The sequence below is a fragment of the Mycobacterium sp. genome, from assembly GCF_004298145.1.
Taxonomy (GTDB): domain Bacteria; phylum Actinomycetota; class Actinomycetes; order Mycobacteriales; family Mycobacteriaceae; genus Mycobacterium.
In genome coordinates this window covers 111,359-133,636 of record NZ_SCRH01000023.1, presented here as the reverse complement: position 1 = coordinate 133,636, position 22,278 = coordinate 111,359, and the positions used below count along the sequence as shown (strand labels likewise).

Genomic DNA, 22,278 nt, shown 5'->3' with positions numbered 1-22,278 from the left:
CGGCCAGGATGGTGTCCATGTCGGGGCCGAGCCAGTCAGCGACATCGATCGAGGCGTGCGCGTTGTCGACCACCCAGATGAATCCGTGCCGCTCCTCGCAGGGCACCTCGATCAGGCTGTGTTCCTTATGGTCGATCTCCCCGAAGGTGGCCTCGCGGGTGACCGTGCGCAACGATCCGTCTGGGTCGTAGGACCAGCGGTGATAGGGGCAGGAGAAGAACCGGCAGCGGCCCTTCTCCTGGTCCTCCAACAAGCCCCCCCGGTGCCGGCACAGGTTCACGAAAGCCTTCACACCGCCGTCTTTTTGGCGCACCACGATCAAATTGTTGCGCGGCATCTGCACCGTCATGAAGTCAAACGGGCGGGCGATTTCGGAGCCGTGCGCCACGATCGACGGGACACACCCGAAGATGAAATCGCGCTCCTGCTGGGCCAGTACCGGATCGGTGAACTCGCGGGCGGCGAAATCGACAATGTCGTCGAACTTGTCGGTGGTCTCGTTGCGCAACAGCTCCAACGCGTGAAGGATCCGGTCCTTGCGGGGAAGCGATGTCGTCATGGGTCTGCTCATTTCTCCGGTGTGAAGGTGATTGGCATCCGAAGGCAGCCACGCACCTGAGTCGAGTGGAAAACTGGAGGGTCGGACTCCACCAGCTGGTAATCCGGGATACGGCGGTGCAATTCCTCGAGCGCCATGGTCAATTCGATGCGGGCGAGGTGAGATCCCAGGCAGCGGTGCACTCCGGCGCCGAATGACAAGTGTCGGTTGGGGGAGCGGTTGATGTCGAAGTCGGCAGGCGCGGAAAACGTCTGCAAGTCGCGGTTCGCCGAACACAGCATCAACAGCAGCTGGTCTCCCGCGGCGATGTTGACTCCGCCGAGCTCGGTGTCTCGGGCCGCGCTGCGGCCAGCGGCCACGGCCGCTTCGATGCGCAGAATCTCCTCCACGGCCTTGGGAATCACGGCTGGGTCGGCGATGATGAGGTCGCGCTGGGAGGGGTTGTCGATCAGATGCACGATGGCCCAAGCCAGTGAGCCCTGCACGGTGTGCAGGCCACCCATCAGCAGTAGGTAGAACATCAAGATGAGCTCTTGGTCGGCAAGCAGTCGGGTTCCGTCGGGCAGTGCGACCTCGGTATTGATCAACGTGGACGTCGCATCGTCTCGCGGATTGCTCCGCCGGTCCTCGATCACCTTCTGGAAGTAGGCTGCGACGGTCAAACCGGCTTCGATGCGGGCCTGGTCGGACTCCTCCGGAGTACCACCCGGTTTACCGAACAGCACGACATCTGTTGCCTCGGTGAACAACGGGGCGTCTTCCAACGGCCAGTCCATCAAAGCCAGGAAGACCCTGGCGGGCAGCTCGTGGGCGAATTCGGAGATGAATTCGGCACGGCCCGTTGCGGCGAACCCATCGATCAACTGGTTGACCACGCCGCGGACGTCGTCCGACAGCTTCTTCATGCGCTGCGGACTGAACAACGGCTGCAGCACCTGGCGGTAGGCAGAGTGCTCCGGCGGGTCGAGCTCCAGCGGAATGAACTTGCCGAAATCAACTGGTGTGACCAGGTTGTTCGGGTAGCTGGAGAACGTTTCGGAGTCCGTCAGAACCTGATGGACCTCTTTGTACCCGGTCACCACCCAATGCCCACCGTAAGCCGGCGAGTACACCACCGGCCCCTTGGCGGCCAACTTGGCCACCTCTTGCTGGAACACGTCCACCGGGCTGGCCAGGGCGGGATCGTAAACGTCGAAGTCCGTCACGAGCTCCGGCGGCACCCGATCCATTGCTGTGGTCATGTCTCTACGCTCCATTCCTTCTCAGTCATGTTCGGTGCCGGCTCAGTTCGGGTCGGGAACCGTCTCGGGGTTGAGGTCCTCGGGGAACCACATCCCCACGCGGGCAAGCGTGCCCCCATCGGTGGCGCCAATGGTGGCTCCGGAGAGGTAGGCCGAGTCGTCGGAAACCAAGAACAACGCCAGCTTGGCGTTATCGAGCAGCGACGGCGGCCGGGGGAGTTTGAGCGGTATTGGCGAAACGGTGGGGTTCCACGGACCGGCGACCTCTTCGTACGACTGGCCGACCACCGGCGAGCCGGGAGGCATCAAGAAGTTGGGTGACATTCCGTGGGTGGGTGCGATCGCGTTGACACGGATGCCGAAGCGGCCCAGATCCAGGCTCAGGGCCCGCACCAAGCCGTTAACGCCGGCTTTGGTCGCGCAGTACAAGGCGATCTTCGGGTAGGCGACCAGCGACGCCGCCGAGGACGTGGCCAGAATGGTGCCGCCACCATTGGCCTTCAGGTGGGGGACCGCGGCCTGAGCCGTGTAGATGACGCCGCTCAGGTTGACACCGAGCACGTGCTGCCAATCGGCCTCGGTCATATCCTCGAATTCCACGGCCTCTTCGACGCCGAGGGCCGCGGCGCCACCGCGGGACACGATCCCCGCGTTGGCCCATGCGATGTCGAGCCTGCCGAAATGGTCGACAGCCGCGTTGACCGCGCCGGTGATCCGATCCTTGGCGGCGACGTCGGCGGTGATCGCGATTGCCTCGCCGCCCTGTTGCTCGACCAACTTCGACGTCTGTTCGGCCCGGTCGGCGTCGATGTCGATGATCGCGATTCTGGCGCCCTCCGCGCTGAAGAGCTGCGCCGCCTGCCGGCCAAGGCCAGACCCCGCCCCGGTGATCAAGGCAACCTTGCCTTCGAGTTTCATAGTTTTCCTTTGTCGTCCTTCGGTTCTGCGCTGCGGCCCCGGCGGCGAAAAGCCCTATATGTCGGAGCCGTGATGTGGTTGATGGGCGAGGCCGTCATACTCCGGCTGCAGTTTGTTGTGAGCTCGACTACATCGCCATCGGCGTTAAACTTACGACAATAGGTATAAGACGTCAATCAAGAAATGTCAGCTGATTTACACCCGATGAGCCGCTGCGGCCGCGCAGGTGACCACGAGATTATGCGGATTATATGAAAAAGGCCTGAAGAGGTGCCTCGTGAACCCCGCCCGACGTGGCGGTGTCGGCGACCGGGGCCGAGCTGAAACCGCCGGCACGCGGCCCTGCCGCACGAGAGCCGCTTGCGGGCAGTAATCTATGACATCAAGGTTACTGTTGGCTTGCGGAGGTGTCATGGACAGCGACCTGTTCGACCAGGATCACGAAATGTTTCGTGCGTCGGTACGTGAGTTCGTGGATGACCATGTGGTCCCGAAGATGCCGCAGTGGGATGCCGACCGACTGATCGGCCGCGAGACCTGGCGGGCCGCAGGCAAACATGGACTTTTGGGGTTGGCGGCGCCCAAGGAATTCGGCGGCCCGGGCGAACAGGACTATCGATACCGGGTGGTGATCCAGCAGGAGATCGCCCGCGTCGGCGCCTCGGCACTGCAGTCGGGCTTCTCCACGAACGACGACATCGCGATGAATTATCTTCTGCGCCACGCCGATGCGGACCAACGTGAAAGGTGGCTTCCCGGATTCGTCACTGGCGAGATCATCGGAGCCATCGCGATGACCGAGCCCGGGGCGGGCAGCGATCTGCGCGGCATCCAGGCCACCGCAAAAAGAGACGGTCGCGGTTGGGTCTTGAACGGTTCCAAAACCTTCATCACCAGCGGCATCCTTTGTGACCTCGTCATCGTGTTCGCCAAGACCGATCCGAGTGCCGGCTCCCGTGGCTTCAGTTTGTTCGTGGTCGAAGACGGCACCCCGGGATTCCGCCGCGGTCGCAAGCTGGACAAGGTTGGGCTGCATGCTCAAGACACCGCGGAACAGATCTTCGACGACGTGCGCCTCGGTCCGGAGAACTTGCTTGGTGAGGCGGGGGCGGGGTTCTCCTACCTGATGCAAAGCCTGCCGCTGGAGCGGCTGGGGATTGCGATTGCCGCCCAGTCTTCCGCGGAGGCGGTCTTCGACTGGACCATGGCATACGTCAGCCGGCAGCCCGAAGCCGGCCAACGAGTGGGTGATCTCCAGTCGCCGGGATTTGTTCTGGCCGAACTGAAAACGGCCATCGAGGTATGCCGGGCATATTTGGATCGCTGCGTGCGCGCCTATAACCGCCGCGAACTTACCGCGGTGGATGCGGCCAAGGCCAAATACTGGGCGACCGAACTGCAGGGCCGCGTGATCGACGGAGGCCTCCGACTACACGGCGACTACGGTTACGCACCGGAATACCCGTTCGCGAAGGCCCTCATCGACGCGCGGATTCAGCGAATCTATGGCGGCACAAACGAAATCATGAGGGAGATCATCCGCAGGGATCTCATGGCCAGCGGCGAGCGCTGATCGTCGAGCGGTCTCAGCCGTGGATGGCGGTGTCCGCGACTGCTAGTCCTCTTCGAGGATCAGCGCCAGCTCAGGACAGGCGTTCACGCCCTCGCGAGTGGCCTGCTCGTCGCCGGGCTCGACGGTGTGCTCCTGCAGAATCGAGTAACCCTCGTCGTCGATCGGGAAGAGGTCCGGGTCGACCGCGTAACACTGAGCATGTCCAGCACACTTGCTGCGTTCAAGGCGCACCTTCATTACTTATCGCCTCCACTCAATCGTTTGGCGCCAAATGGGCTGGTTGGTCGTCTCTTTCACTGCGCGTGTCGAACGGCCTGGGCGCTGTCAGCAAAAACTATAGGCTTTAGTTGAATCCGAGTCCAGCGCTCCCCGGGTGCCAACACCGAGATGCTCCAGGCGCTGGTTGGCGCAGATTATTTTACTGGGTCCCAGCAAGAGGCTGGCGGCGCGCATATTCCCGTTAGCGGTCGTTAACATCAATCGTGTCGTAGCATCGCCCGCCAGCACGTCGTCGAACAAAGGATTCCGGTGGAAGAGCAAATGGGAACGTACGCCACGACCGTCGGCGTGGATGGCCGCGAATCGCGGATCGTGTGGGCTAACAGCCAGCGCATCCACGTCGTAATACAGGGACGGGGCCCGCTGGTGGTGCTTGTGCACGGGTTTCCCGAATCCTGGTATTCCTGGCGCCACCAACTGGCTCCGCTTGCGGAGGCGGGCTACCGGGTGGCCGCGCCGGACATGCGTGGCTACGGTCGAAGCTCGAAACCGCTTGCTGTGCACGACTATCGGATCACCGAACTGGTCGCCGATCTGGTCGGGCTGGTCCACGCGCTGGGGGAGGAACAGGCCATCGTTGTGGGGCACGATTGGGGAGCACCGATCGCGTGGACGGCTGCGTGGACACGGCCCGATGTCTTCCGCGCCGTCGCCGCGATGAGCGTCGCGTTCGGCGGCCGTGGACTGATGGGGCTGCCCGGCGATCCGCTCGGAGAGCGGCGGCCCAGCGCCGTCGGCGCCGAGATCGCCGGGCCGGGCAAGCGCTTTTATCATGCGTACCTGTCGGATCCAACCGGCGGGCGGCCCGATATCGAACGCGACCCGCGGACTTGGCTACGTGGTGCCCTGTACAGCTTTTCGGGATCGGTTCCGCTACCGCCAGAGGCTGCCGGAGCGGACTTCTTGTCATTGCCCCCCGAGGCGATCGTGCCGTTTCTTCGAGAGGCAGGGGTGTGCATGGCGCCCGGTGTCGCGATGGGCGATCTTCTGATTTCGCCCGAATCATTGCCCGCATGGATCGATGAGAAGGACCTCGATTTTTATGCCGACGAATTCGAGCGCACCGGGATCTGGGGTACCAACTATTACGCGTGCCTGGACCTTGACTGGGAGTTATTGGCGCCGTTCGTGGGCCAGCCGGTGTCGGTGCCCGCACTGTTCATCGGCGGCGATCGCGACGTGGCGACGATCTGGGGCCGTGAGGCGATCGACCTCTATCCCGAGACCGTTCCCGAATTGCATGGCAACGTCGTATTGAAAGGCTGTGGGCACTGGACACAGCAGGAACGTCCGGTGGAGACCACCGACGCTTTGCTCGACTTCTTCCGCGCGGTCGGCTGACCCCGTCCGCGGCCAGGCCGACGAGCGCGCGAACTAAACGACGCTCGCGACGGGTTGGCCGTTCAGCTCGCGTAAGGCGTCGAAGGTCTCGGCCAGCCGGCGGGCGCCGCTGACCGCGGAGCCCATGTCGCCCGATGTGACGAGGGCGCCGTAATCGCCGATCATGACGTGTGTGCATCCGGCCTCGATGAACGGCTGGATCATCTTCGCCACTTCCCTCGGCGTGCCCGAAAACCGCATGTTGCGAACCATTTCCGGTGAGACCTTGTCGATCGCCTTCAACGCTTCCTCCCTGCTGACCTCCATCGGTAGCAGGTCTCGGACGTAGGCGAAGTCCTCCCCTAAAGGGTTTACCTGCCCGTGTCGCGCCCATGCCTGCGGTCCGGGGACGAGGGCGGCCGAGTCCCAGCGGATCACCGGGTTGTTGACGAGCTCTTCCACGTGGGCGTCGTCATCGCCAAGTACGACGCCGAACAGCATCAATTTGGTCAACGTCGACGGGTCGCGGTCGACCTCCTCGGCAAGGCGGTTGAATTCGGCGACCTGTTCGACATATTCCTCCGCGCTCGATCCGGGGAAATATGAGCACCAGCCATCGGCGAGTTGCGCGGCGTACGTCATCGCCTTCCCCGGGCCGCCGGCGACGAGCAGGTCGGGGCCGCCCGGCGTGTATGCCGGAGTCGAGATACCGCCGTTGACGACCTGCCAGAATTTCCCCTCGAAATCGACTGGCTCGTCGGTCGAAAACCACAGCTTCAACAGCTTCAGGACCTCCTCGAGCCGTCCGAACGGGCGGTCGCGGGTGATGCCGTAGGGCGTGTTCTGCTTGTTTTCGCCCGCACCGAGCGCGAGGAAGAAGCGGCCCTCACTGTAGTGATCGAGCGTTAATGCCAATTGCGCGAGCACATCCGGGCTGCGGCGGGACACGTCGCTTGCCGAAAGCCCCATCCGGATATTTTCGGTGACGATGGCGGTCTCGGTGAGCTGCGGCCAGGGCTCGAGCCACGCGTCGATATGGAACAACTCTGCCGCGGGCGCCAAATCCGGAGTCCAGATCGAGCGCGGGATTGTCAGGCAGTGCTGATCCCAATAGGTGAGAAAGTCGAGCCCCGCCTGGTCGTATGCCTGGACGGCCTGCCGGTGTCCCGCGACCGGAGGAAACTGCACCGGGGCAACGCCGTATTTCACATGCCGCATGATTCTCCTCACTGCAGCGACGAGCTGACTCGTCGGAACGTATGACAAGAATCGAATCTTGTCAATCATCATGTGTTAACATTGCGCTGTGCTCGACTTCGGCGAAAGCCGCACCAGCAACGAAGAGGCGCTTAGCGCGGTCGTCTCAGCCGCACGAGAGGCGTTCGCTCGCTACGGTATTCACCGCACGCGGATGGAAGACATCGCCGCCGCTGCCGGTATCCCGCGTCAATACCTGTATCGGTATGTCGCCAGCAAGGAACAGCTGTTCGAACTCGCGCTCCTCGAGCGATGTCGCGAGTTCTCCGACGAGATCCTCAAGCGGACCCGCGTCAGCACCAAGAGCCCCGAACAGGCACTGGTGAACGCGGTCGTTGCCTGCGTGGTCGCCGGCCGCGACGACACTGAATTCGCTTACCTCGCTGAGGCACTCTCCCGCACCCGGCTGAACGTCATCCTGTCCGGCTCGGGGTCGCCGATGCATACGTATGTCAAACGCTGCCTGGGCCCGACACTGGAGCGTGCGCGGTCCGCCGGACGTCTCCGCACGGATGCCACCGACGATGCCATCGTCGACTGGCTGCAAGGGCAAATGACCTGGCTCACCCCGCGCGACGACCTCGACGAAGCCGCGCTGAAGAAGCTGCTCCTGACTTTCGTTGTGCCGTCGTTGTTCCAGCCCGACGGCATCGATCGCTGAAGTTCCGACGAATCATGCTGTTCTCCAAGGCTTCAGCATAGGCGCCGCATCCCTACCACCGCCGGCGCAGTTGTGCTCCCATTCGGCGCTTACGGATCTCAGCCTCTCGCTGTGCGGGTGTTACGTGGCGAACGTCGGGCCCTAGTTCGGCGCGCACGTTGGCGAACTTGACCAGCTTCGCCTTGGGCTCGTAGTCGTTGGTGCGGTCCATGCGCCCCCATAGGAACCCCTTGCGGTGACCGACGGTGTCCAGCCAGTTCCACACCCCGGGGTCCCGATCGGAGACCACAACACGGAACACGCCTGCCGCGTCGGGTTCCGCCTGGGATCCGTTGATTCCGATGAGCCGGTTGTAGAAGTCGAGGGTATTGGTCACCTCGTTGGCGAGTTGCAGGTTCCAATACCGGCATTCGCCGGGAGCGATTTCGAGGATCAGCGCCTCGTCGGGCTGTAAGTCGAAGCGGCCTGCGATGTACCACTGGCCGGCACGGCCGGCCTGGTCGGGCGCGTAGTCGATCTTGACCAGGTTGTTCACCAATCCCGGTGAGCCGAGTCCGGATTCGGCGTGGATCGGCACGTCGAGGGTTCTCAGAGACGCGTACATGAACTCGGGGACACGGTCCAGCATCCCCTGGATCTCCTCGGCCGTCCTGCGGGGTTTCGCGGCGGGTGTGTCGAGGCGGTCGATGGCGATCCTCGCGTCGACCTCATTGATCCAGTCGTAGGCGAATTGGCGCACTAGGAGGTAATTGGTCTTCGGGGGCAGTTTCCACCAATCACCGGTCCAGCCCGCGGGGCGTTCTTGGCTCAAAATGACCTCGAACCAGCCGTTTTCATCGATCGTCGCATTATCGTCGAGGTCGAAGTTCGCCAGTGTCGGCCCGAAGCTGCACTCGTCGTTGAGCTTTCCCCACGCGAACACCGAGCCGTCGCCGAGTTGCAGGTCGACGACGCGAAGGGTGCCGCGGAAGCCGGCGAGTTTATAGACGCCGGCGTCGTCGATCGGGGACAAGTAGTAGACGCCGTCCGGGTTGATGTTGCCGCCGTTGTTGAACACCTGGCCCCAGCAGGGGAAGAAGTCAGGATGGTGGTCGTTGCCCCAGGCGACGGTCATGAACCCGGCGCCGATCTCGGAGTACAGGAACCACAGCAGCTCCGCGCGCAGTTGCGGGTCGTCGTCGACCTCGGGCCACATCTCGGCGACCTGTCCGCCGAGCTCAAGCAGCGGTTCGGTATACCTGCGCCACTGTTTGTCGGCGCTGGCGATCGCGTCCGCTCGTGCCTGCTCTGCCATTCTCAATCCTTTTCTCTGCTAGAGATATTCGCCGTAACGGTCGATGTACGGTGTGAATGAGGTTTTGACGAAGGACGCCTCGACGTTGTAGTCGGCCAGGGTGTCTCGGCACGGCTGGTGGTTGCGTCCCGCATCCATCGCGAGCCAGTCTTCAATCTTGGTGATCGCCCGGTCGGTCAGCTCCATGCCGAGGAAGTTGTAAACCATTTTGGTGACCCCGATTTCGTCGTCCACGATGTCGCTGAATCGCAGGTCGAAGCTTTTGAGCTCCGGATAGGCCGCCCGCCAGGCCAGATGACCCTTCTGCGCCTCGGCGAAGTTGTGAATCATTGTCTGACCGGCGACGGCGGTGAAGTCGGCGTCGCTGTATTTCGACCGGCTGCCACACATCAGGTTGCACATGGAGGCCACCGTCTTCAGTGGGTGACGATGGGTGACGACGAAGTCTGTGCCCGCGAAGACCGCCGAGTAGGCGCCCTCGAAGCCGAACATCGACGGGGTCTTGAACACCCAGCGCCTGCCCAATCCCCGGTAGTGCTGCCATTGGATGTACTGGATGGTTCTGCGCATATCCTCGAACGCCGCCAACGGCGACGACTGCAGCACGTACTCAATGTAAGTCGGGACGTCGAGCAATGCTGCCCAGGTGTAAAGACTGTTGAAGCCGGCATCGAGCAGGCTGAGTTCCTCTTCGGCTTCCTCGGCGTACATCGGGTGCGCCCGCTGGAAGCCAGGAGCCTGGGCGCTGACATGCGCCAGATGGCGGTAACCCGCCTCGATGCGCGGATCGGGACAGTCCGGGGCGGCGTCCGGAAAGGGCGCGAAGTTCAACGATTGCCAGTACTTAAGAGCGTTGAAATCGCCTGTGGCGGCCAGCATTCGATGGAGTTTGGTGGAACCGGTGCGGGGCATGCTGGTGATGTAGACGGGCGGTAGTACCTCCTCGTCGAGGATCTCCGGGTGGGCATGAAGGTCTTGATTCATCCGCAACCGGTTCACCAGCACTCGCAGTAGTTCTTCCTTGAGCGCTTCCTCGTAAGCCGGCGTCAAGTCTGCCTCGTCGTTGATCGACTTGACCAAGACGCCCATGCCCTCGGCGAACCGCATGTCACCGTAGTCATCGAGCCCGGCCATCTTTCTGGCCTCATTCAGCAGCCATTGATTCTCCAGCATGGCTAGACCACCACTCCCATTCCGCCATCGACGTTCAGCGTGCAACCGGTGACGTAAGAGGCGTCCGGGCCTGCGAGATAGGCCACGGTGCGGCCGATGTCGGCCTCCGGATCGCCGAATCTCCGCATGGGAAACCGCGCCAGCAGGGCGTCGCGGATCTCGCCTTCGGGGTAGAGCATGTCCAGCGCGTCGGAGGCTACAGCGGGTGAGATCACGTTGACGGTGATGCCGTACCGGCCCCACTCCTGGGATACCGTTCGCGTTAGCGCCCGGACGCCCTCCTTGGTCGCGGCGTACGCGCTGAAGCCGGGCCAGTTCAGATAGCCAACCATCGAGCAGGTGTTGATGATTCGGCCGTACCCGCGTTGCTTCATGGGGCCGAAACAAGCCTGCATAAAATTCCAGGTGCCCAGAAAGCCGGACTCCCAGGTTTCGCGTAGCTCGGCCTCGGTCCAGGTCTCGAAGGGATGGTCGACCGGGATCCGCTGGGTGTTGTTGACCAGAATGTCGATGCGACCGAACCGATCCAACGTGGCAGCCACCGCGGCATCGACCTGTGTCCGGATGCTGACATCGCATTCGACGGGCAGCGCAGTCCCGCCGATCTCCTCGATCTCGCCCGCAACCTTCTGGACCCCCGCCATGGTGGTCGCGACCAGTGCGACGGCGGCGCCCTCTTTCGCCAGGGCCAGCGCCTCACCGCGGCCCACCCCCCGGCTCGATCCGGTGACGATAGCCACCCGGCCGGACAATCCACTCATCCTGCGCCTCCTTTGGCGACTAGGATTTTTACTCGGGCGCCTAAAAATATTGACACTGCGAATGCACTGTCAAGTGTTTGCCTAAAATTCGGGGTTATGGCTGACCTCCCGGAGACCTTGTCGCCGAAGCAGCTGGCAAAGCGCGGCGAGATAATCGCAGCGGCCCAACGAATTCTTGTGCGCGACGGCCCGGGGCAATGCACCACCCGCGCGGTGGCCCGCGAAAGCGGACTCAACCAGGGCCTGATCTACTACTACTTCGGGTCCATGGAGGACATCGTCGATGCCGCCATGGGGGCTTTCGCCGAGGACCTTGTCGCCGCCATCGACGGCGCCAGGGACGTCGACGCCAATGTCACCGACCGCTACTGGGCACTGTTCGAGGCATACTTCGGAATCTTCGCCGAACAACCAGGTTTGGCGACCGCGTGGTTCGAATACTGGATCATTGCGACCCGCAGCGGCCGCACCGACGCACTGGCCAAAGTGCAGGACACGGTCGTCGAGCACCTCGAGCAAGTGCTGGCCGAGACCGGTGTCGACAATCCGGCAGTGCGCGCTCGACTGGCGATGTCGTACATCCTCGGTGTCCTGATCAGAAGCTGGGCCCGGCCCAATGACCTCGCGGGCGTGCGCGCCGAAATCGAGCGCCTCGCCCACGCCGTGCTCGGTGAACCGGCCCAAACAGAAAACGACCCTGGCGGCGGCGCGGCGAATCCGTAGCTGGAACCGGTGGGTCTACGCGGGGTCTTCTTGCGGGTCCTTGAACCGCGCGGGCTGTTCGGTCGGGGCGCTGCGGCGCGGGTCGGGATCGCGAAACGAAGGGTCCAGTCTGCGGACGGTGAAAAGGAATGCCAGGGCAATAAATAGCGCGATGAGGCCGTATACCGCCGCTGGGATAGCCATTTCGGCGTTGTTGAGTAGCTGCGGACTGAGTGCCAAACCCATCGCCAATACGCCGTTGTGCATGCCGATCTCGAGGCTCATGGCGATGGCCTGCCGTCCCGCAAGGTGCATCAGGCGCGGTGCCAGATAGCCAACGGTCAGGCTCGCTACGCAGAACGTCGCAACGGCGCCGCTCAGCACGCCCAAGTACTGCGAAAGCGTTCCCCAGGATTTAATCAGGGTCGCGGCGATGATGAGCACCAACAGCGTCGCCGCGAGCACCCGGATCGGGGTTTGCAGCCGCCGGGCGAGCTTAGGAAACTGGTGGCGGATGGCAACGCCGATCGAGGTGGGGACGAGCACGAGCCCGAACACCCCAAGGAACTTGTCCCACTGCAGGGGAACGAACCGTCCGTCTCCGAGGAACCAGGTCATCGAAACCGCGAGTATCGCGGGTATTGCGACGATCGAGAGCACCGCATTGATCGCGGTCAACGTGAGGTTGAGTGCCAGGTCGCCATTGAACAGGTGGCTCAGGATGTTCGCGGTCGTCCCGCCGGGCGTCGCGGCCATCAGCATCAGCCCGACCGCCAGGTTAGCCGGAAGGTCAAACACTTCGGCGATCAGCAGGCAGAGGGCCGGGAGCACCACAGCCTGACAGGCGAGCGCAACCGCCACCGGCCGCCGCAGCGTGGCGGCTCGTCGGAAGTCGTCGATCGTCAGCGTCAGGCCGAGCGCGAGCATGACGACCGCAACGACCAACGGAAAGTACCGGTTGTCCATCAGTTCCACTTTCTAGCATCATCTTTTCGGGCCCGCACGGTGACCGGAGGCCGTGCGGACCCCGACGGATCAGGCGCGCAAGATTCGACGCAGCCCCGCAAGATACTGGTGCTCGTTTACTTCCGCGCCGAAGAGCTCCGAAACCCTTGCGACGTGCGGGTACTCGCCCTCGCCCAGGTCGTGAGTCCACGTCACGCGCGGGCGGTGGGCACCCGCCTGCGCTTCGGCGACGGCAAACATCGCGAAACCGAGCGTGTAGGTCGAAAGTGTGCGTTGCAATTCGAACGCGTCGCGATCGCTGAACCCGGCGCGTTCCAGCCGCACCAGCGCGCCCTCGATGATCCGGGCCTGCGCCGGACCGAACACCGGCGACTCGGCGATCGCCTGGGTGACGTGGCGGTGGTTGAGGAAGTTGCGGTAAACGGAGACGAAGACCTCTTCGAGCGCGTTCTGCCAGGACTTGCGCATGTCGATGGGTGGCACGTCCTCCAGCAGTAGATCGGGCAGCATGGCCACGATGGCGTCCTTGGACGCTGCGTACCCGTAGATCGTCATCGATCCGACACCGAGCTCCCGGGCGAGGCGACCGATTGTCAGCGCCTCCACGCCCTCCCGGTCGACGAGTTCGAATGCCGCACGCGCCAGCCGATCTCGAGACAGCAGGGGAGGCCGGCCTGGCCGTCGGGCCGGCCGGGTGCTGCCGGGATCCTCAGCGCGCGCGGTCACGCCAGGCTGCCACCAATCCGGCGTTCTGCGCCGGCGTCGAACCGTAAGTGACGATCTCGTCGGCACCCGCGTCGATGAATCTACGCAAGTTGGTCACGCATTCGTCGACGGTGCCGATCGCGCTGCAGTCCCACATGTACTCGTCGGGAATGACGCTCGCGACGTCCAGCATCTCGTGGCGCTGGAACTCCCGGTCGGCGACCTGGGTGATGTTCTCGAAGCGCTTGTGGTTGCGGATCTTGTCGAGTAAGCCAAGGTCCCATCCGTTTGCGGTGCAAAGCTGTTCGCCATAGCCCGGGTACTGCAGGTAGGTGACCATTCGTCCGTGAGCGATCGCGCGGGTCTCGAAGTCGTCGAGATCGGGCGCGGTGACTACCAGCGCCGCGACCCGAATCTCGTTGGGGTCCCGCCCAACTCGCTCGCAGGCTTTCACAATCCGCTCCTTGGCCTCAGCGACGGCGGACGGATTCATCATGGGGATCAGAATGACGCCGTCGGCCTTGGCGGCTGTGAAGCGCGCTCCTGCGGGGGCGCAGAATCCACCGAACCAGATCGGCGGCGGGTTGCCGTGGTAGCTCTCGGCGAACGACAGATCCTCGAAGGTGCCGACGGGGCCGTCGTAGGAGACATGTTTGCCCGCCCACAGTTGACGCAGAATGTCGACGTAGTCGTGCATCTGCTCGAAGGTGGCCATCGAGATGCCGGTGCCGCGAAAGTACCCGTTGTCTCCCCGGCCGAGCCCCATGATGAAGCGTTCGCCGTAGCAGGCCTGCATGGTGGCGCCGAACGCCGCGGCTGTCCAGGGATGGCGCGTCGTTGGATCGATCACGCCGGTGCCGACCTCCAGCCGGCTCGTGCGCGCCGCCACACCCGACAGGATCACGTCGGACCACTTGATATCGATGCGCTCCGAGAGCCAGACGCGGCGATAGCCGATGCGCTCGGCGTCGACCCCGTCTTGGATTCCCTGGGCCGGGGTGCGTGACACGGTGTCGTATTCGGATTCTTCCTGCTGGGACGTCACCGCGCCGGCGATGATAAATGCGCTCATGTCGTCGGCGACCGGCGCCAGTTGTGGCTCAATGTCGTTGGTTGCCATGTGGTTTCTCCTAGTCGAGGACGTTTTCGGCGCCCAGATCGGTGACGAAATCGGCTGCCCGAGCCACCATGCCGGCGAACATTTCGTCGCCTCGGTCGGACCGCGCGAGGGTTACCGAGACCCCCACGCTGAGCAGGAAAATGTAGAGCGAACACACTTGCAGGTTGCGTACGCAGTCATCGAACGAAAAGTCGTCGACGCCGCCCTGTCGCAGACGGTCATGGTGCCGACGCAACAGCGCATCCTGGTTGTTGCGGCGGTCCTCGACCGATAGGCAGCTGGACAGCCATATCGCGGGGTCAATCATTGGTGGCGCCAATCGCACTGCCTGCCAATCGATCACCATCGCCTGCATGCCGGTCGCATCGCCGCGGAACATGACGTTGTCGAGTCGGAAGTCACCATGGGTGACGACCATCGGTCCGTGCCAGGCCCGGGCCGGGTAATGGGCGCCTTTAGGCGCCAGTCTTTCGACGGCGGCGAACTGATGCGGTTCGAGCCGGTCTGCGAACCGCTCGCGAAACTCGGGTAGTGCGGCGGGCACGCCATCGAAAAGCAGTTGAGTTCGGGCCGGCGAGGCGAGCCAGTCAAGCCCGCGCAGACCGGGATCATCCCACAGTTCGGCATGTAGGAGCGCGATCTGATCCAGTGCGACCTCGGCCTGGCGCACAGTGCCTCCCGCCACCGCGTCGCCGACCTGCCAGTCCTGCGAGAGGTCCTCGAGCACCAATGTCACCCGGCCCGTTCCAGGCTCGAACGACCCCCAGTGCAGGCGGGGCACGCTGATGCTCGAGCGAGGCCCGATCTCCTGGTAGAACCGCACCTCCGCCTCGTAGGCGCCGACGCCGACTCCCAGCTGGCGACTGCCCGCGTCCGCCGAGGGCAACTTGACGATGACCGACTTCGGCGCCCCGTCGGCGGTACCCACGTAGTCGAGCTCGGCGCGGGCGACAAGCCCGAGTTGGCCGGTTCCGTACAACACCGCGTCCACCTTCTCAACAGCGGCGTCCGGTCCGAGCGCACCGCCGGTGCGCAGCGCGGCGGTGAACCACGCGGGAGTCAAATCGGCCGTTGTATCGGCGAGGACGGCAGACGTCGGCATGGATTGCGGTCCTTTCCTCGAGCGGAAACCGGTCAGCTTCGGTGAGCGGATTTTTTAAATCCTATACGAATCGGGCTAGTTTTCGTATAACATACGGATTTAATTCCGGCGGGAGGTTGTTTCATGGCAGGTGGACGCTCAGTGGTTGTCACCGGGGGCGCCAGCGGGATCGGTAGGTCCATCGTGCGAGGTTTCGCCGCGCTCGGCGCCTCGGTGGTAGTAGCCGATATCGACAGCGCGGGCGCGGAAGCCGTGGCCGCCGAGGCCGGCGAGCACGCCCGTTGGATCGGCTGCGACGTGGCGGAGGAGCCACAGGTCGAAGCCGCTGTGCGACTGGCGATCTCGGAGTTCGGCTCGCTTGACGTGATGGTCAACAATGCCGGCATCTGCGTCCTTGGTCCGTTGGCCGCGCTGGCCACCGACGATTTCGACCGCATGATCGCGGTCAATCTCAAAGGCACGTTTCACGGCATCAAGGCCGCCGCCGCGCGGATGCCCGGCGGTGGCGTCATCATCTCGACGGCGTCGACAGCGGGGCTGAACGGCGCTCCCTTGCTCGGCGGCTACGGCGCCACGAAGGCCGGCATCATCAACATGACCAAGACCGCGGCCGCCGAACTTCGGCCCGCGGGCATTCGCGTCAATTGCGTGTGTCCGGCGTTCACCGAGACACCGTTTTCCGACGCTCTGATCGCCGGCTTCGAGGCCGCGACGGGCGCGTCGGCCCATGGCTATTTCGAGCAGAAGCAGGGCCGTCTCGGTCAGCCGGAAGACATCGCAAAAATCGTGCTGCACTTAGCTTCCGACGATGCCGCGTGGGTTACGGGTATTGCCTACACGGTCGACGGCGGGCTGATGGCCGCGTCGATCTGATGACCCGCATCGTCCTGCTCGGAGCGACCGGCTACACCGGCCGCCTCATCGCTGAGCGGCTCGCCAAGTCAGACGTCGAAACGGTACTGACCGGACGCTCACCCGCCGCGCTCGATACCCTTGCCGACGAACTCGGCGGCACCTGCGCGACGGCGGTTGTCCGACTGGACGAACCGCGCACCCTGCACGCGCTGTTGCATCCCGGTGACGTGCTGGTGACCACCGTCGGTCCATTCATCAAGGTGGGCGACGTCGCGCTTGACGCGGCGATCAAGTGCGGTGCTCACTACGTCGACACCACCGGCGAGGCGCCGTTTGTGCGGCGCGTGTTCGAAAGCCCCGCGGCGCGCACGGCCGCCGGGGCGCTTATCACTGCGATGGGATTCAACTACGCGCCCGGAAACCTGGCGGGTGCGCTCGCGGTGGAGCACGCCTCGGGTAGCGCCCGCGGTCCGGTCGGCGCGCTCGAGATCGGCTACTTCCTGACCGGTCCGGGGCGCGGCGAACTCAGCAAAGGCACCGTCACCTCCGCCGCCGGTGTGCTGACGGCTCCCAGCTTCGGTTGGCGCGGGGGAGAAATGGTAACGGAGCGGTGCGGCGCCCGTACCCGTGCCTGGTCGGTCGCGGGGCGTTCGGTGCCATCGATGATGCTGGGGTCGTCGGAGGCGATCACCTTGCCCCAGGCCTACCCGGAATTGGACACCGTCGACGTTTACCAGGGTGGCCTCGGCGCCGCGACTCCCGTGGTTGCTCAGGTCGGCAGGTTGGCTTCCATTCCCGGTGCCGGGCGAATAGTCGGCGCCCTCAATCGCATAGTCGAGTGCGCGTCGCCGAGCGGGCCCGAGGCCGCGGCTCGCGCGCGGGCCGGGACCCACGTGGTCGCCATCGCGTACTCCCGTGCGGGACATGTACTTTCCGAGGTCACGCTGCGGGGGCCCAGCGTCTACGACGTCACCGCCGATCTCACCGCGTGGGCCGCTCAGCGCGCCGCCGGGGGAGAGGTCCACGGCCACGGCCCGCTGGGCCCCGTGCAGGCCTTCGGCCTCGACGAACTGCAAGCGGGCCACCAAGCCGCGGGCATGGTGGTCGACCTGGAGGGGGCGCACCGATGATCGAATTCACCTTGACCCGAAATACTTCCGCGCCCATCGAGACGGTTTTGACGCGCTCACCGATCATGCGAATTACAAGAACATCTCGCCGCTGCGGATCAGTGAGCTGGTGGTGCCCGGCGACAAGGAGCCCAACGGCGTGGGCGCCCTGCGGCGCATGGGCCTGATCGGGCCGACGCAGACCGAAGAGGTCACCGTGTTCGAGCGGCCGACGCGGTTCGGCTACCGGCTGCGCTCCGGTCTGCCGGTCCGCGACCACACCGGCACGGTCGAACTGGCGCGGGCCGCCGCGGGAACCCGCATCACCTACACCGTGCGATCCACCCCGTCCTTACCGATCCCAGGTCTCGGGTTTGTCTTGGAACTGATTCTGCGACAGGGCATTGCGGGCCTGCTCAAGGGAATCGTGCGAGCCACAGAAGAATCAAACAGCCAGCTAGGAGAGTAGCGATGACAGATCTGGTGTTCGCCGACGATGAACTGCAGCAACTGGCGACCGCGCCCGGTGATCGCGCCGCGGCGGCCCTGGACCGCGGAGATACGACGGCGGCGCGTGAGATCGCTGCGCAATCAGTGGACCTCCACTTCTCCACCCGCGACATTTATCTGCTCTGGAACACCCTGACGCTGGGCTACATCCAGCGTGAGTTCGGCGCTGACGCGCTGCAACGTTCGGTGCCCGACTCGCTGCGCACAATTGTCCGACCGTGGGCCGAGTGGTTCCGCAACGGCGTCTCCCGGGAAGCCGTCCAATCGCTGGCAATGATCTTTCGCATGGACGGCGCCGAACTCGCGGCATTCGAGGAGGACGCCGAGAAGATCGTGCTCGTCTCCCCGAACTGGGCGGCGAACCGGGCCGACGCCATCCCCGACGCCCCGGACCTGCGGATCGTGAGCACCGAGATCGAGCGCCTCTGCTGCGAATGGCTCGGCTATCCGCCGTTCGTGTTCGCAGACGGGCGCGACGGGGAACCGTTGCGGCTCACCATCTACAAAAATCCCCTCGCCGTCCCGACGGAGGTATTCGAACGTCTCGGGGTGCGCCGTGACGTCGCGCGGATCAAAGCCGCCTTCGACGTGTCCGGGGCATTGCTGTTCGACGAGGACGAGCGCGAGGACATGCGTTTCCAGGCCCATGCGCTCGCGGTACGCGCACTCGATGCCGGCGATCTCTCTCGCGCACGCCGCCACCTGATGCTGTCGAAGACGGAGTGGTACCCCGGGCACCACTTCGGGCGCGACCTGATCACTGCGCAGACCGGCTGGATCCTGGAAAACTATGGGGTGCAACACTGCTGGGATTCCGTCGAGCAGTGCTACAACCTGCCTACGATGGGCCAGGTGCTCGATCAGATCGACACCATGCCGTACCGGGACCAAGTGCAGTGGCTGGCGACGCTGTTTCATCAACACGGCATGAAATACGAACTGCACGAGGACGAGGGCGGCTTCTGCTTCGATACCAAGCCCTGCGGCAGCGGTGGCCGGCTGATCGAGGAAGGCGCCTATGCCGCGCCGAAGAACCTGCCCATGGTCAAGGGCCCGGGCGTCGAAAGCTTCGGAGTCGACGCGATGCCCGTGTATTGCATGCATTGCCCCGGTACCAACAAGTACGTCCTCGAACACGACGGCCCCTACTTCCTGCTCGTCGAACCGGGTATCGAGGACGGCCGCATCACCGGGCATTGCCGGTTCAACATCTACAAGTCGCGGGAGGCGATCCCGCAGGACGTCTATGACCGGGTCGGCGTTCGGCGGCCGACTTCCACGGGGGTGAGCGCGCAGTGAACGACATGAGTACCGTCAATCAGCGGTGGATGGCCTGGGGCGGAATCGTCAGCATGGTCATCCTGCTGCTCGGCATGTGGGTGATCGCCGGGTTCGTGCCGCCGCCGGGCCCCAACAAGACGCTCGAGGAGATCGTCGCGATCTATGTCGAACGCGGCGCACGGATACGGATCGGCATCATCATCGCCTGCGCCGGCGTGACGTTGTTGGCGCCCTGGTCCGCCGCCATCGCGGTTCAGATGCGCCGCATCGAAGGACCATCCGCACCGCTGGCGTTGAGCCAGGCGCTGCTGGGCGTGATGTTGCTCGTCGAGTTCTATGTGCCCTGCATCATGTGGGAGGCCGCGGCTTTCCGTCCCCAGATCGATCCCGGCTTCACCTACCGCATCCACGATCTTGCGTCGATCATGTTCATCGCGCTGCCCTGGACCGGGATGCTGCAGGCAGTCATATTGGCGGTGGCCATATTTCAAGATCGACGCGAAAACCCGGTGTTTCCGCGCTGGTTGGCCTATTTCAGCCTATGGGCGGCATTCTGCTTCTTGCCCGGGGGCCTGAACTGCCTTGCGAAGACGGGCGTCATCGCCTGGAACGGCCTGCTGGCGTGGTGGCTCGGCCTAACGATCTTCGGCGGGTGGATCTTCGCGGTCTCTGTGTGCCTGGTGAAATATGCGATCCCGCACCAGGAAGCCGAGCAGACCGCCGCTGTCACCGCCAATTGATCACATTGCCCGTGCCGTTACGTCGACGCCGGGTCCAGGAAGCTGGTGGCCTGTCCTTCTGGAGCGGTGACGCCGATCATCCGGGCCAGTAGCTGAGTCGCCGGGTTGTTGACGGCCATGGTGTGGTCAGCGGGCAGGGCGCCCGCCTCGATGAGCATGTTGCCCGCCCTGTTCATCAGTACCGCGAACCTCAGGCCACCATAGACCTCGAACCACCTGGCGTGCGGAATCGCGTGGCCGCGAAAAGACGCGTAGCGGGCCAGGGTTTCGTCGCGGCCGGGCAGGCCGGCCGGCCACGGCGCGCCGACACCCTCGCTGTGGTGCCGGTCGCAGAACAACCACCAACCGAGGTCACAGCCCGCGGGCGCCAGCGTGGCCAGTTCCCAATCCAGGACGGCCGACACGCGGGGACCCTCGAACATCAGATTCCCGAGTCGTGCATCACCCCAGGACAATACGGTCGGACCGGGATCGGCGGGCCAGTGTTGGGATAGCCAGGCGAACGTCTCCTCGATGGTGGGACACACCTTACCGGCAGACCCCCAATCGAAAAATGCCCGCCACCAAGCGACGTGCTGAGCCAGCGCGTCGGCCCCCAGTGTGGGTCGGTTCAACGATTCCAGTCCCAGGGCGCGCCAGTCCACGGCGTGAACGGCGGCCAGCGTGCGCAGCGCGTCGTCGGCCATCACGGTTCGCTCTAAGTCGGACAGCGAATGCACCCAGCTGTTTGGGTCGGCGGGGAACGGCGGCTCGTCACCCGGGATGCGGCCCTCGCGACGCTCGATGACGAGGAAGGGACTGCCGAGGATCGCTGGATCCGGTTCGGAGAACAACACTTTGGGCACCGGTATGTCGGTCTTGCGGGCCAAGGCGTCCATGATCAACGCCTCCCTTGCCAGGTCGTATTCGTAGACGACGCGAAAGGCGCTGGGCTCGACGCGGATGACGAAACGCTCGCCGTCGTCGAGGTCGACGAGGAAGGTGTCGGTGGACCGGCCGTTGCCGACCGGGGTGGTCACTTCGGCGACGGAGGCTCCTTCGAAGCGTTCGGCGATCCACCCCGCCGCCCTGGTCCGGATTCTCTCGGCGCTGACCCCTCCGACGATGGCCATACTCAGACCAGTTTCCGCAGAATGCCGTAGGTGGCCAGGCCGGCGCCGTGGCGCCCGTCGCTGAGCCGCAGATTCACGAACTCGTCGTACGCGGAAAACGTCGGCCCGGTCTGGCGTCCGCCCTGCGGAACCCAGAATCCCACCGGCCGGTCGGCGATCTCGATGCGGACGGGGCCGCTCGGCAGCACCGTCTCGACGTCATTGAGCAGTCCGGATCCGTTGCGCGCGAAGGAGAATCGATCCAGCCGGTGTTGACCGTCCGGGGTGAGACGGAAGGCGAGGTCGATCTGCGGGCCGACCAGGCCCTTGAGCTTCCAGAAGACCAGGAACTCGTCGCCGAGCTCGGCCATCAGGTACTGGTATTCGTCCCACTGTGACGACTCGCTGCGGTAGCCCCAAGTGCGATCCCGTAGCCCGACGCCGTCGAATGAGCGTTGTTCGCCGCGTACCGCGATAGTTCCGGTCGCGCGTTGCGGCTGCTCGTAGTGATGCAGCGGGCGTCCCGCTTTGTTCGACGGCAACGCGTTGAGGGCGTGCAGGTCGATCGGTTGGTACTTCGGGTCCACGGTCGCGTTCAGTTGCAACTCGGGATGGTCAACGATCAGGCGACCGTCGAGATCGACCGTGATGTGTTCACTTTGGTGGGTGCCTTGGCGAGGGGTCTCGATGAGTTCGAACGCCTTGCCGCCGGCCCACGCCGACACGCGGGTCCGCCCGGGGAAGGCGAGGTCCGGGGAGGACATGTGATGGGTCATCACGTAGACGTCCGAGGCCGGGTCCCACCAGCAGAACAGCGCGTAGTCGCGCCAGGGCGTGCCGTCATCGTCGACGGGCGCCACGTCGTGATGTATCGGCGTCGCCAACGGCCCCCAGCGTCCCAGATCGACCGTGTCGTGAACTGTCATGTCGCCCTTCCTCGAGTCAATACGTGCGTTGTACGTATTGACTTCGAAAGTTACTCGCGCCGCCGGTTCCGGGGAACCCTTTCCAGGAAATTTGGGGCATTCGTTGCGAATTCTTTCCAGGAGATTCGTGACAAA

Annotated in this window: 23 protein-coding genes; 9 read left to right on the top strand and 14 right to left on the bottom strand. The window is 64.2% G+C overall.

The window, feature by feature from the left end; translation table 11 throughout:
• The 3 genes from EPN51_RS08860 to EPN51_RS08850 all read right to left on the bottom strand — a co-directional run.
• Positions 1–559: Rieske (2Fe-2S) protein (locus EPN51_RS08860; protein ID WP_293040514.1), on the bottom strand; the 559-nt coding region annotated here is incomplete at its 3' end.
• Between the two features lie 8 nt (positions 560–567).
• Positions 568–1,800 (bottom strand): cytochrome P450, encoded by a 1,233-nt coding sequence (locus EPN51_RS08855; protein WP_293040511.1) that lies wholly within the window; start codon positions 1,798–1,800, stop codon positions 568–570.
• A 42-nt stretch (positions 1,801–1,842) separates the two neighbouring features.
• Positions 1,843–2,718, bottom strand: coding sequence for an SDR family NAD(P)-dependent oxidoreductase (locus EPN51_RS08850; protein ID WP_293040508.1), 876 nt, complete (start codon positions 2,716–2,718; stop codon positions 1,843–1,845).
• A 412-nt stretch (positions 2,719–3,130) separates the two neighbouring features.
• On the opposite strand from EPN51_RS08850, the gene EPN51_RS08845 reads away from it, so the two are divergent.
• Positions 3,131–4,291, top strand: coding sequence for an acyl-CoA dehydrogenase family protein (locus EPN51_RS08845; protein ID WP_293040505.1), 1,161 nt, complete (start codon positions 3,131–3,133; stop codon positions 4,289–4,291).
• A 42-nt stretch (positions 4,292–4,333) separates the two neighbouring features.
• Here the strand turns inward: EPN51_RS08845 and EPN51_RS08840 are convergent, their stop codons facing one another.
• On the bottom strand, positions 4,334–4,528 hold the full coding sequence (locus EPN51_RS08840; protein WP_293040502.1) for a ferredoxin: 195 nt from the start codon (positions 4,526–4,528) through the stop codon (positions 4,334–4,336).
• Between the two features lie 291 nt (positions 4,529–4,819).
• Between EPN51_RS08840 and EPN51_RS08835 the strand changes: the two genes are divergently transcribed.
• Positions 4,820–5,911: an alpha/beta hydrolase gene (locus EPN51_RS08835; RefSeq protein WP_293040499.1), complete on the top strand. Its 1,092-nt coding sequence runs from the start codon at positions 4,820–4,822 to the stop codon at positions 5,909–5,911.
• 33 nt (positions 5,912–5,944) lie between these two features.
• Here EPN51_RS08835 and EPN51_RS08830 read toward each other — a convergent pair whose 3' ends face one another.
• The gene (locus EPN51_RS08830; RefSeq protein WP_293040496.1) at positions 5,945–7,108 is read right to left on the bottom strand and encodes an LLM class flavin-dependent oxidoreductase; all 1,164 of its coding nucleotides are present in this window, start codon (positions 7,106–7,108) and stop codon (positions 5,945–5,947) included.
• An 88-nt stretch (positions 7,109–7,196) separates the two neighbouring features.
• On the opposite strand from EPN51_RS08830, the gene EPN51_RS08825 reads away from it, so the two are divergent.
• The gene (locus EPN51_RS08825; RefSeq protein ID WP_293040494.1) at positions 7,197–7,808 is read left to right on the top strand and encodes a TetR/AcrR family transcriptional regulator; all 612 of its coding nucleotides are present in this window, start codon (positions 7,197–7,199) and stop codon (positions 7,806–7,808) included.
• 52 nt (positions 7,809–7,860) lie between these two features.
• Here the strand turns inward: EPN51_RS08825 and EPN51_RS08820 are convergent, their stop codons facing one another.
• Genes EPN51_RS08820 through EPN51_RS08810 form a run of 3 tightly spaced genes read right to left on the bottom strand, consistent with a single transcriptional unit; the run spans position 7,861 to position 11,036 of the window.
• Entirely contained in the window at positions 7,861–9,102 is a 1,242-nt protein-coding gene (locus EPN51_RS08820; protein ID WP_293040491.1) for a hypothetical protein, read from the bottom strand.
• A gap of 18 nt (positions 9,103–9,120) precedes the next feature.
• Positions 9,121–10,275, bottom strand: coding sequence for a sulfotransferase (locus EPN51_RS08815; RefSeq protein ID WP_293040489.1), 1,155 nt, complete (start codon positions 10,273–10,275; stop codon positions 9,121–9,123).
• A 2-nt stretch (positions 10,276–10,277) separates the two neighbouring features.
• Complete coding sequence (locus EPN51_RS08810) at positions 10,278–11,036, bottom strand: SDR family oxidoreductase (RefSeq protein WP_293040486.1); 759 nt, start codon at positions 11,034–11,036, stop codon at positions 10,278–10,280.
• Between the two features lie 96 nt (positions 11,037–11,132).
• Here EPN51_RS08810 and EPN51_RS08805 point away from each other — a divergent pair, with 96 nt between their 5' ends.
• Positions 11,133–11,759 carry a TetR/AcrR family transcriptional regulator gene (locus tag EPN51_RS08805; RefSeq protein WP_293040483.1) on the top strand — a complete coding sequence of 209 codons (627 nt, stop codon included), beginning with the start codon at positions 11,133–11,135 and terminating at the stop codon, positions 11,757–11,759.
• A 15-nt stretch (positions 11,760–11,774) separates the two neighbouring features.
• Here EPN51_RS08805 and EPN51_RS08800 read toward each other — a convergent pair whose 3' ends face one another.
• The 4 genes from EPN51_RS08800 to EPN51_RS08785 form a co-directional block, all read right to left on the bottom strand.
• The gene (locus EPN51_RS08800) at positions 11,775–12,704 is read right to left on the bottom strand and encodes a bile acid:sodium symporter family protein (protein WP_293040523.1); all 930 of its coding nucleotides are present in this window, start codon (positions 12,702–12,704) and stop codon (positions 11,775–11,777) included.
• Between the two features lie 69 nt (positions 12,705–12,773).
• The gene (locus EPN51_RS08795) at positions 12,774–13,430 is read right to left on the bottom strand and encodes a TetR/AcrR family transcriptional regulator (protein WP_293040480.1); all 657 of its coding nucleotides are present in this window, start codon (positions 13,428–13,430) and stop codon (positions 12,774–12,776) included.
• Complete coding sequence (locus tag EPN51_RS08790; protein WP_293040477.1) at positions 13,414–14,529, bottom strand: TIGR03857 family LLM class F420-dependent oxidoreductase; 1,116 nt, start codon at positions 14,527–14,529, stop codon at positions 13,414–13,416. Before EPN51_RS08790 ends, EPN51_RS08795 begins: the two co-directional genes overlap by 17 nt.
• A 10-nt stretch (positions 14,530–14,539) precedes the next feature.
• The gene (locus EPN51_RS08785; RefSeq protein ID WP_293040474.1) at positions 14,540–15,631 is read right to left on the bottom strand and encodes a phosphotransferase; all 1,092 of its coding nucleotides are present in this window, start codon (positions 15,629–15,631) and stop codon (positions 14,540–14,542) included.
• Between the two features lie 123 nt (positions 15,632–15,754).
• Here EPN51_RS08785 and EPN51_RS08780 point away from each other — a divergent pair, with 123 nt between their 5' ends.
• The 5 genes from EPN51_RS08780 to EPN51_RS08760 are packed head-to-tail and all read left to right on the top strand — an operon-like array spanning position 15,755 to position 20,126.
• Positions 15,755–16,504 carry a glucose 1-dehydrogenase gene (locus EPN51_RS08780; RefSeq protein ID WP_293040471.1) on the top strand — a complete coding sequence of 250 codons (750 nt, stop codon included), beginning with the start codon at positions 15,755–15,757 and terminating at the stop codon, positions 16,502–16,504.
• Positions 16,504–17,616 carry a saccharopine dehydrogenase NADP-binding domain-containing protein gene (locus tag EPN51_RS08775; protein ID WP_293040468.1) on the top strand — a complete coding sequence of 371 codons (1,113 nt, stop codon included), beginning with the start codon at positions 16,504–16,506 and terminating at the stop codon, positions 17,614–17,616. Before EPN51_RS08780 ends, EPN51_RS08775 begins: the two co-directional genes overlap by 1 nt.
• 4 nt (positions 17,617–17,620) lie before the next feature.
• Positions 17,621–18,064: an SRPBCC family protein gene (locus EPN51_RS08770; RefSeq protein WP_293040520.1), complete on the top strand. Its 444-nt coding sequence runs from the start codon at positions 17,621–17,623 to the stop codon at positions 18,062–18,064.
• A gap of 2 nt (positions 18,065–18,066) precedes the next feature.
• Complete coding sequence (locus tag EPN51_RS08765; protein ID WP_293040465.1) at positions 18,067–19,404, top strand: hypothetical protein; 1,338 nt, start codon at positions 18,067–18,069, stop codon at positions 19,402–19,404.
• A gap of 5 nt (positions 19,405–19,409) precedes the next feature.
• Entirely contained in the window at positions 19,410–20,126 is a 717-nt protein-coding gene (locus tag EPN51_RS08760) for a hypothetical protein (RefSeq protein ID WP_293040462.1), read from the top strand.
• A 17-nt stretch (positions 20,127–20,143) separates the two neighbouring features.
• Here EPN51_RS08760 and EPN51_RS08755 read toward each other — a convergent pair whose 3' ends face one another.
• Both EPN51_RS08755 and EPN51_RS08750 read right to left on the bottom strand, forming a co-directional pair.
• Entirely contained in the window at positions 20,144–21,238 is a 1,095-nt protein-coding gene (locus EPN51_RS08755) for a phosphotransferase family protein (protein WP_293040459.1), read from the bottom strand.
• 2 nt (positions 21,239–21,240) lie between these two features.
• The gene (locus EPN51_RS08750) at positions 21,241–22,143 is read right to left on the bottom strand and encodes a hypothetical protein (RefSeq protein WP_293040456.1); all 903 of its coding nucleotides are present in this window, start codon (positions 22,141–22,143) and stop codon (positions 21,241–21,243) included.
• Positions 22,144–22,278: the final 135 nt, after the last annotated feature.

Coding starts and splice junctions, on each gene's coding strand:
- EPN51_RS08855 (WP_293040511.1), bottom strand. CDS start 1,800: ATGACCACAGCAATGGATCGGGTGCCGCCGGAGCTCGTGACGGACTTC.
- EPN51_RS08850 (WP_293040508.1), bottom strand. CDS start 2,718: ATGAAACTCGAAGGCAAGGTTGCCTTGATCACCGGGGCGGGGTCTGGC.
- EPN51_RS08845 (WP_293040505.1), top strand. CDS start 3,131: ATGGACAGCGACCTGTTCGACCAGGATCACGAAATGTTTCGTGCGTCG.
- EPN51_RS08840 (WP_293040502.1), bottom strand. CDS start 4,528: ATGAAGGTGCGCCTTGAACGCAGCAAGTGTGCTGGACATGCTCAGTGT.
- EPN51_RS08830 (WP_293040496.1), bottom strand. CDS start 7,108: ATGCGGCATGTGAAATACGGCGTTGCCCCGGTGCAGTTTCCTCCGGTC.
- EPN51_RS08820 (WP_293040491.1), bottom strand. CDS start 9,102: ATGGCAGAGCAGGCACGAGCGGACGCGATCGCCAGCGCCGACAAACAG.
- EPN51_RS08815 (WP_293040489.1), bottom strand. CDS start 10,275: ATGCTGGAGAATCAATGGCTGCTGAATGAGGCCAGAAAGATGGCCGGG.
- EPN51_RS08810 (WP_293040486.1), bottom strand. CDS start 11,036: ATGAGTGGATTGTCCGGCCGGGTGGCTATCGTCACCGGATCGAGCCGG.
- EPN51_RS08805 (WP_293040483.1), top strand. CDS start 11,133: ATGGCTGACCTCCCGGAGACCTTGTCGCCGAAGCAGCTGGCAAAGCGC.
- EPN51_RS08800 (WP_293040523.1), bottom strand. CDS start 12,704: ATGGACAACCGGTACTTTCCGTTGGTCGTTGCGGTCGTCATGCTCGCG.
- EPN51_RS08790 (WP_293040477.1), bottom strand. CDS start 14,529: ATGGCAACCAACGACATTGAGCCACAACTGGCGCCGGTCGCCGACGAC.
- EPN51_RS08785 (WP_293040474.1), bottom strand. CDS start 15,631: ATGCCGACGTCTGCCGTCCTCGCCGATACAACGGCCGATTTGACTCCC.
- EPN51_RS08780 (WP_293040471.1), top strand. CDS start 15,755: ATGGCAGGTGGACGCTCAGTGGTTGTCACCGGGGGCGCCAGCGGGATC.
- EPN51_RS08775 (WP_293040468.1), top strand. CDS start 16,504: ATGACCCGCATCGTCCTGCTCGGAGCGACCGGCTACACCGGCCGCCTC.
- EPN51_RS08765 (WP_293040465.1), top strand. CDS start 18,067: ATGACAGATCTGGTGTTCGCCGACGATGAACTGCAGCAACTGGCGACC.
- EPN51_RS08760 (WP_293040462.1), top strand. CDS start 19,410: ATGAGTACCGTCAATCAGCGGTGGATGGCCTGGGGCGGAATCGTCAGC.
- EPN51_RS08755 (WP_293040459.1), bottom strand. CDS start 21,238: ATGGCCATCGTCGGAGGGGTCAGCGCCGAGAGAATCCGGACCAGGGCG.
- EPN51_RS08750 (WP_293040456.1), bottom strand. CDS start 22,143: ATGACAGTTCACGACACGGTCGATCTGGGACGCTGGGGGCCGTTGGCG.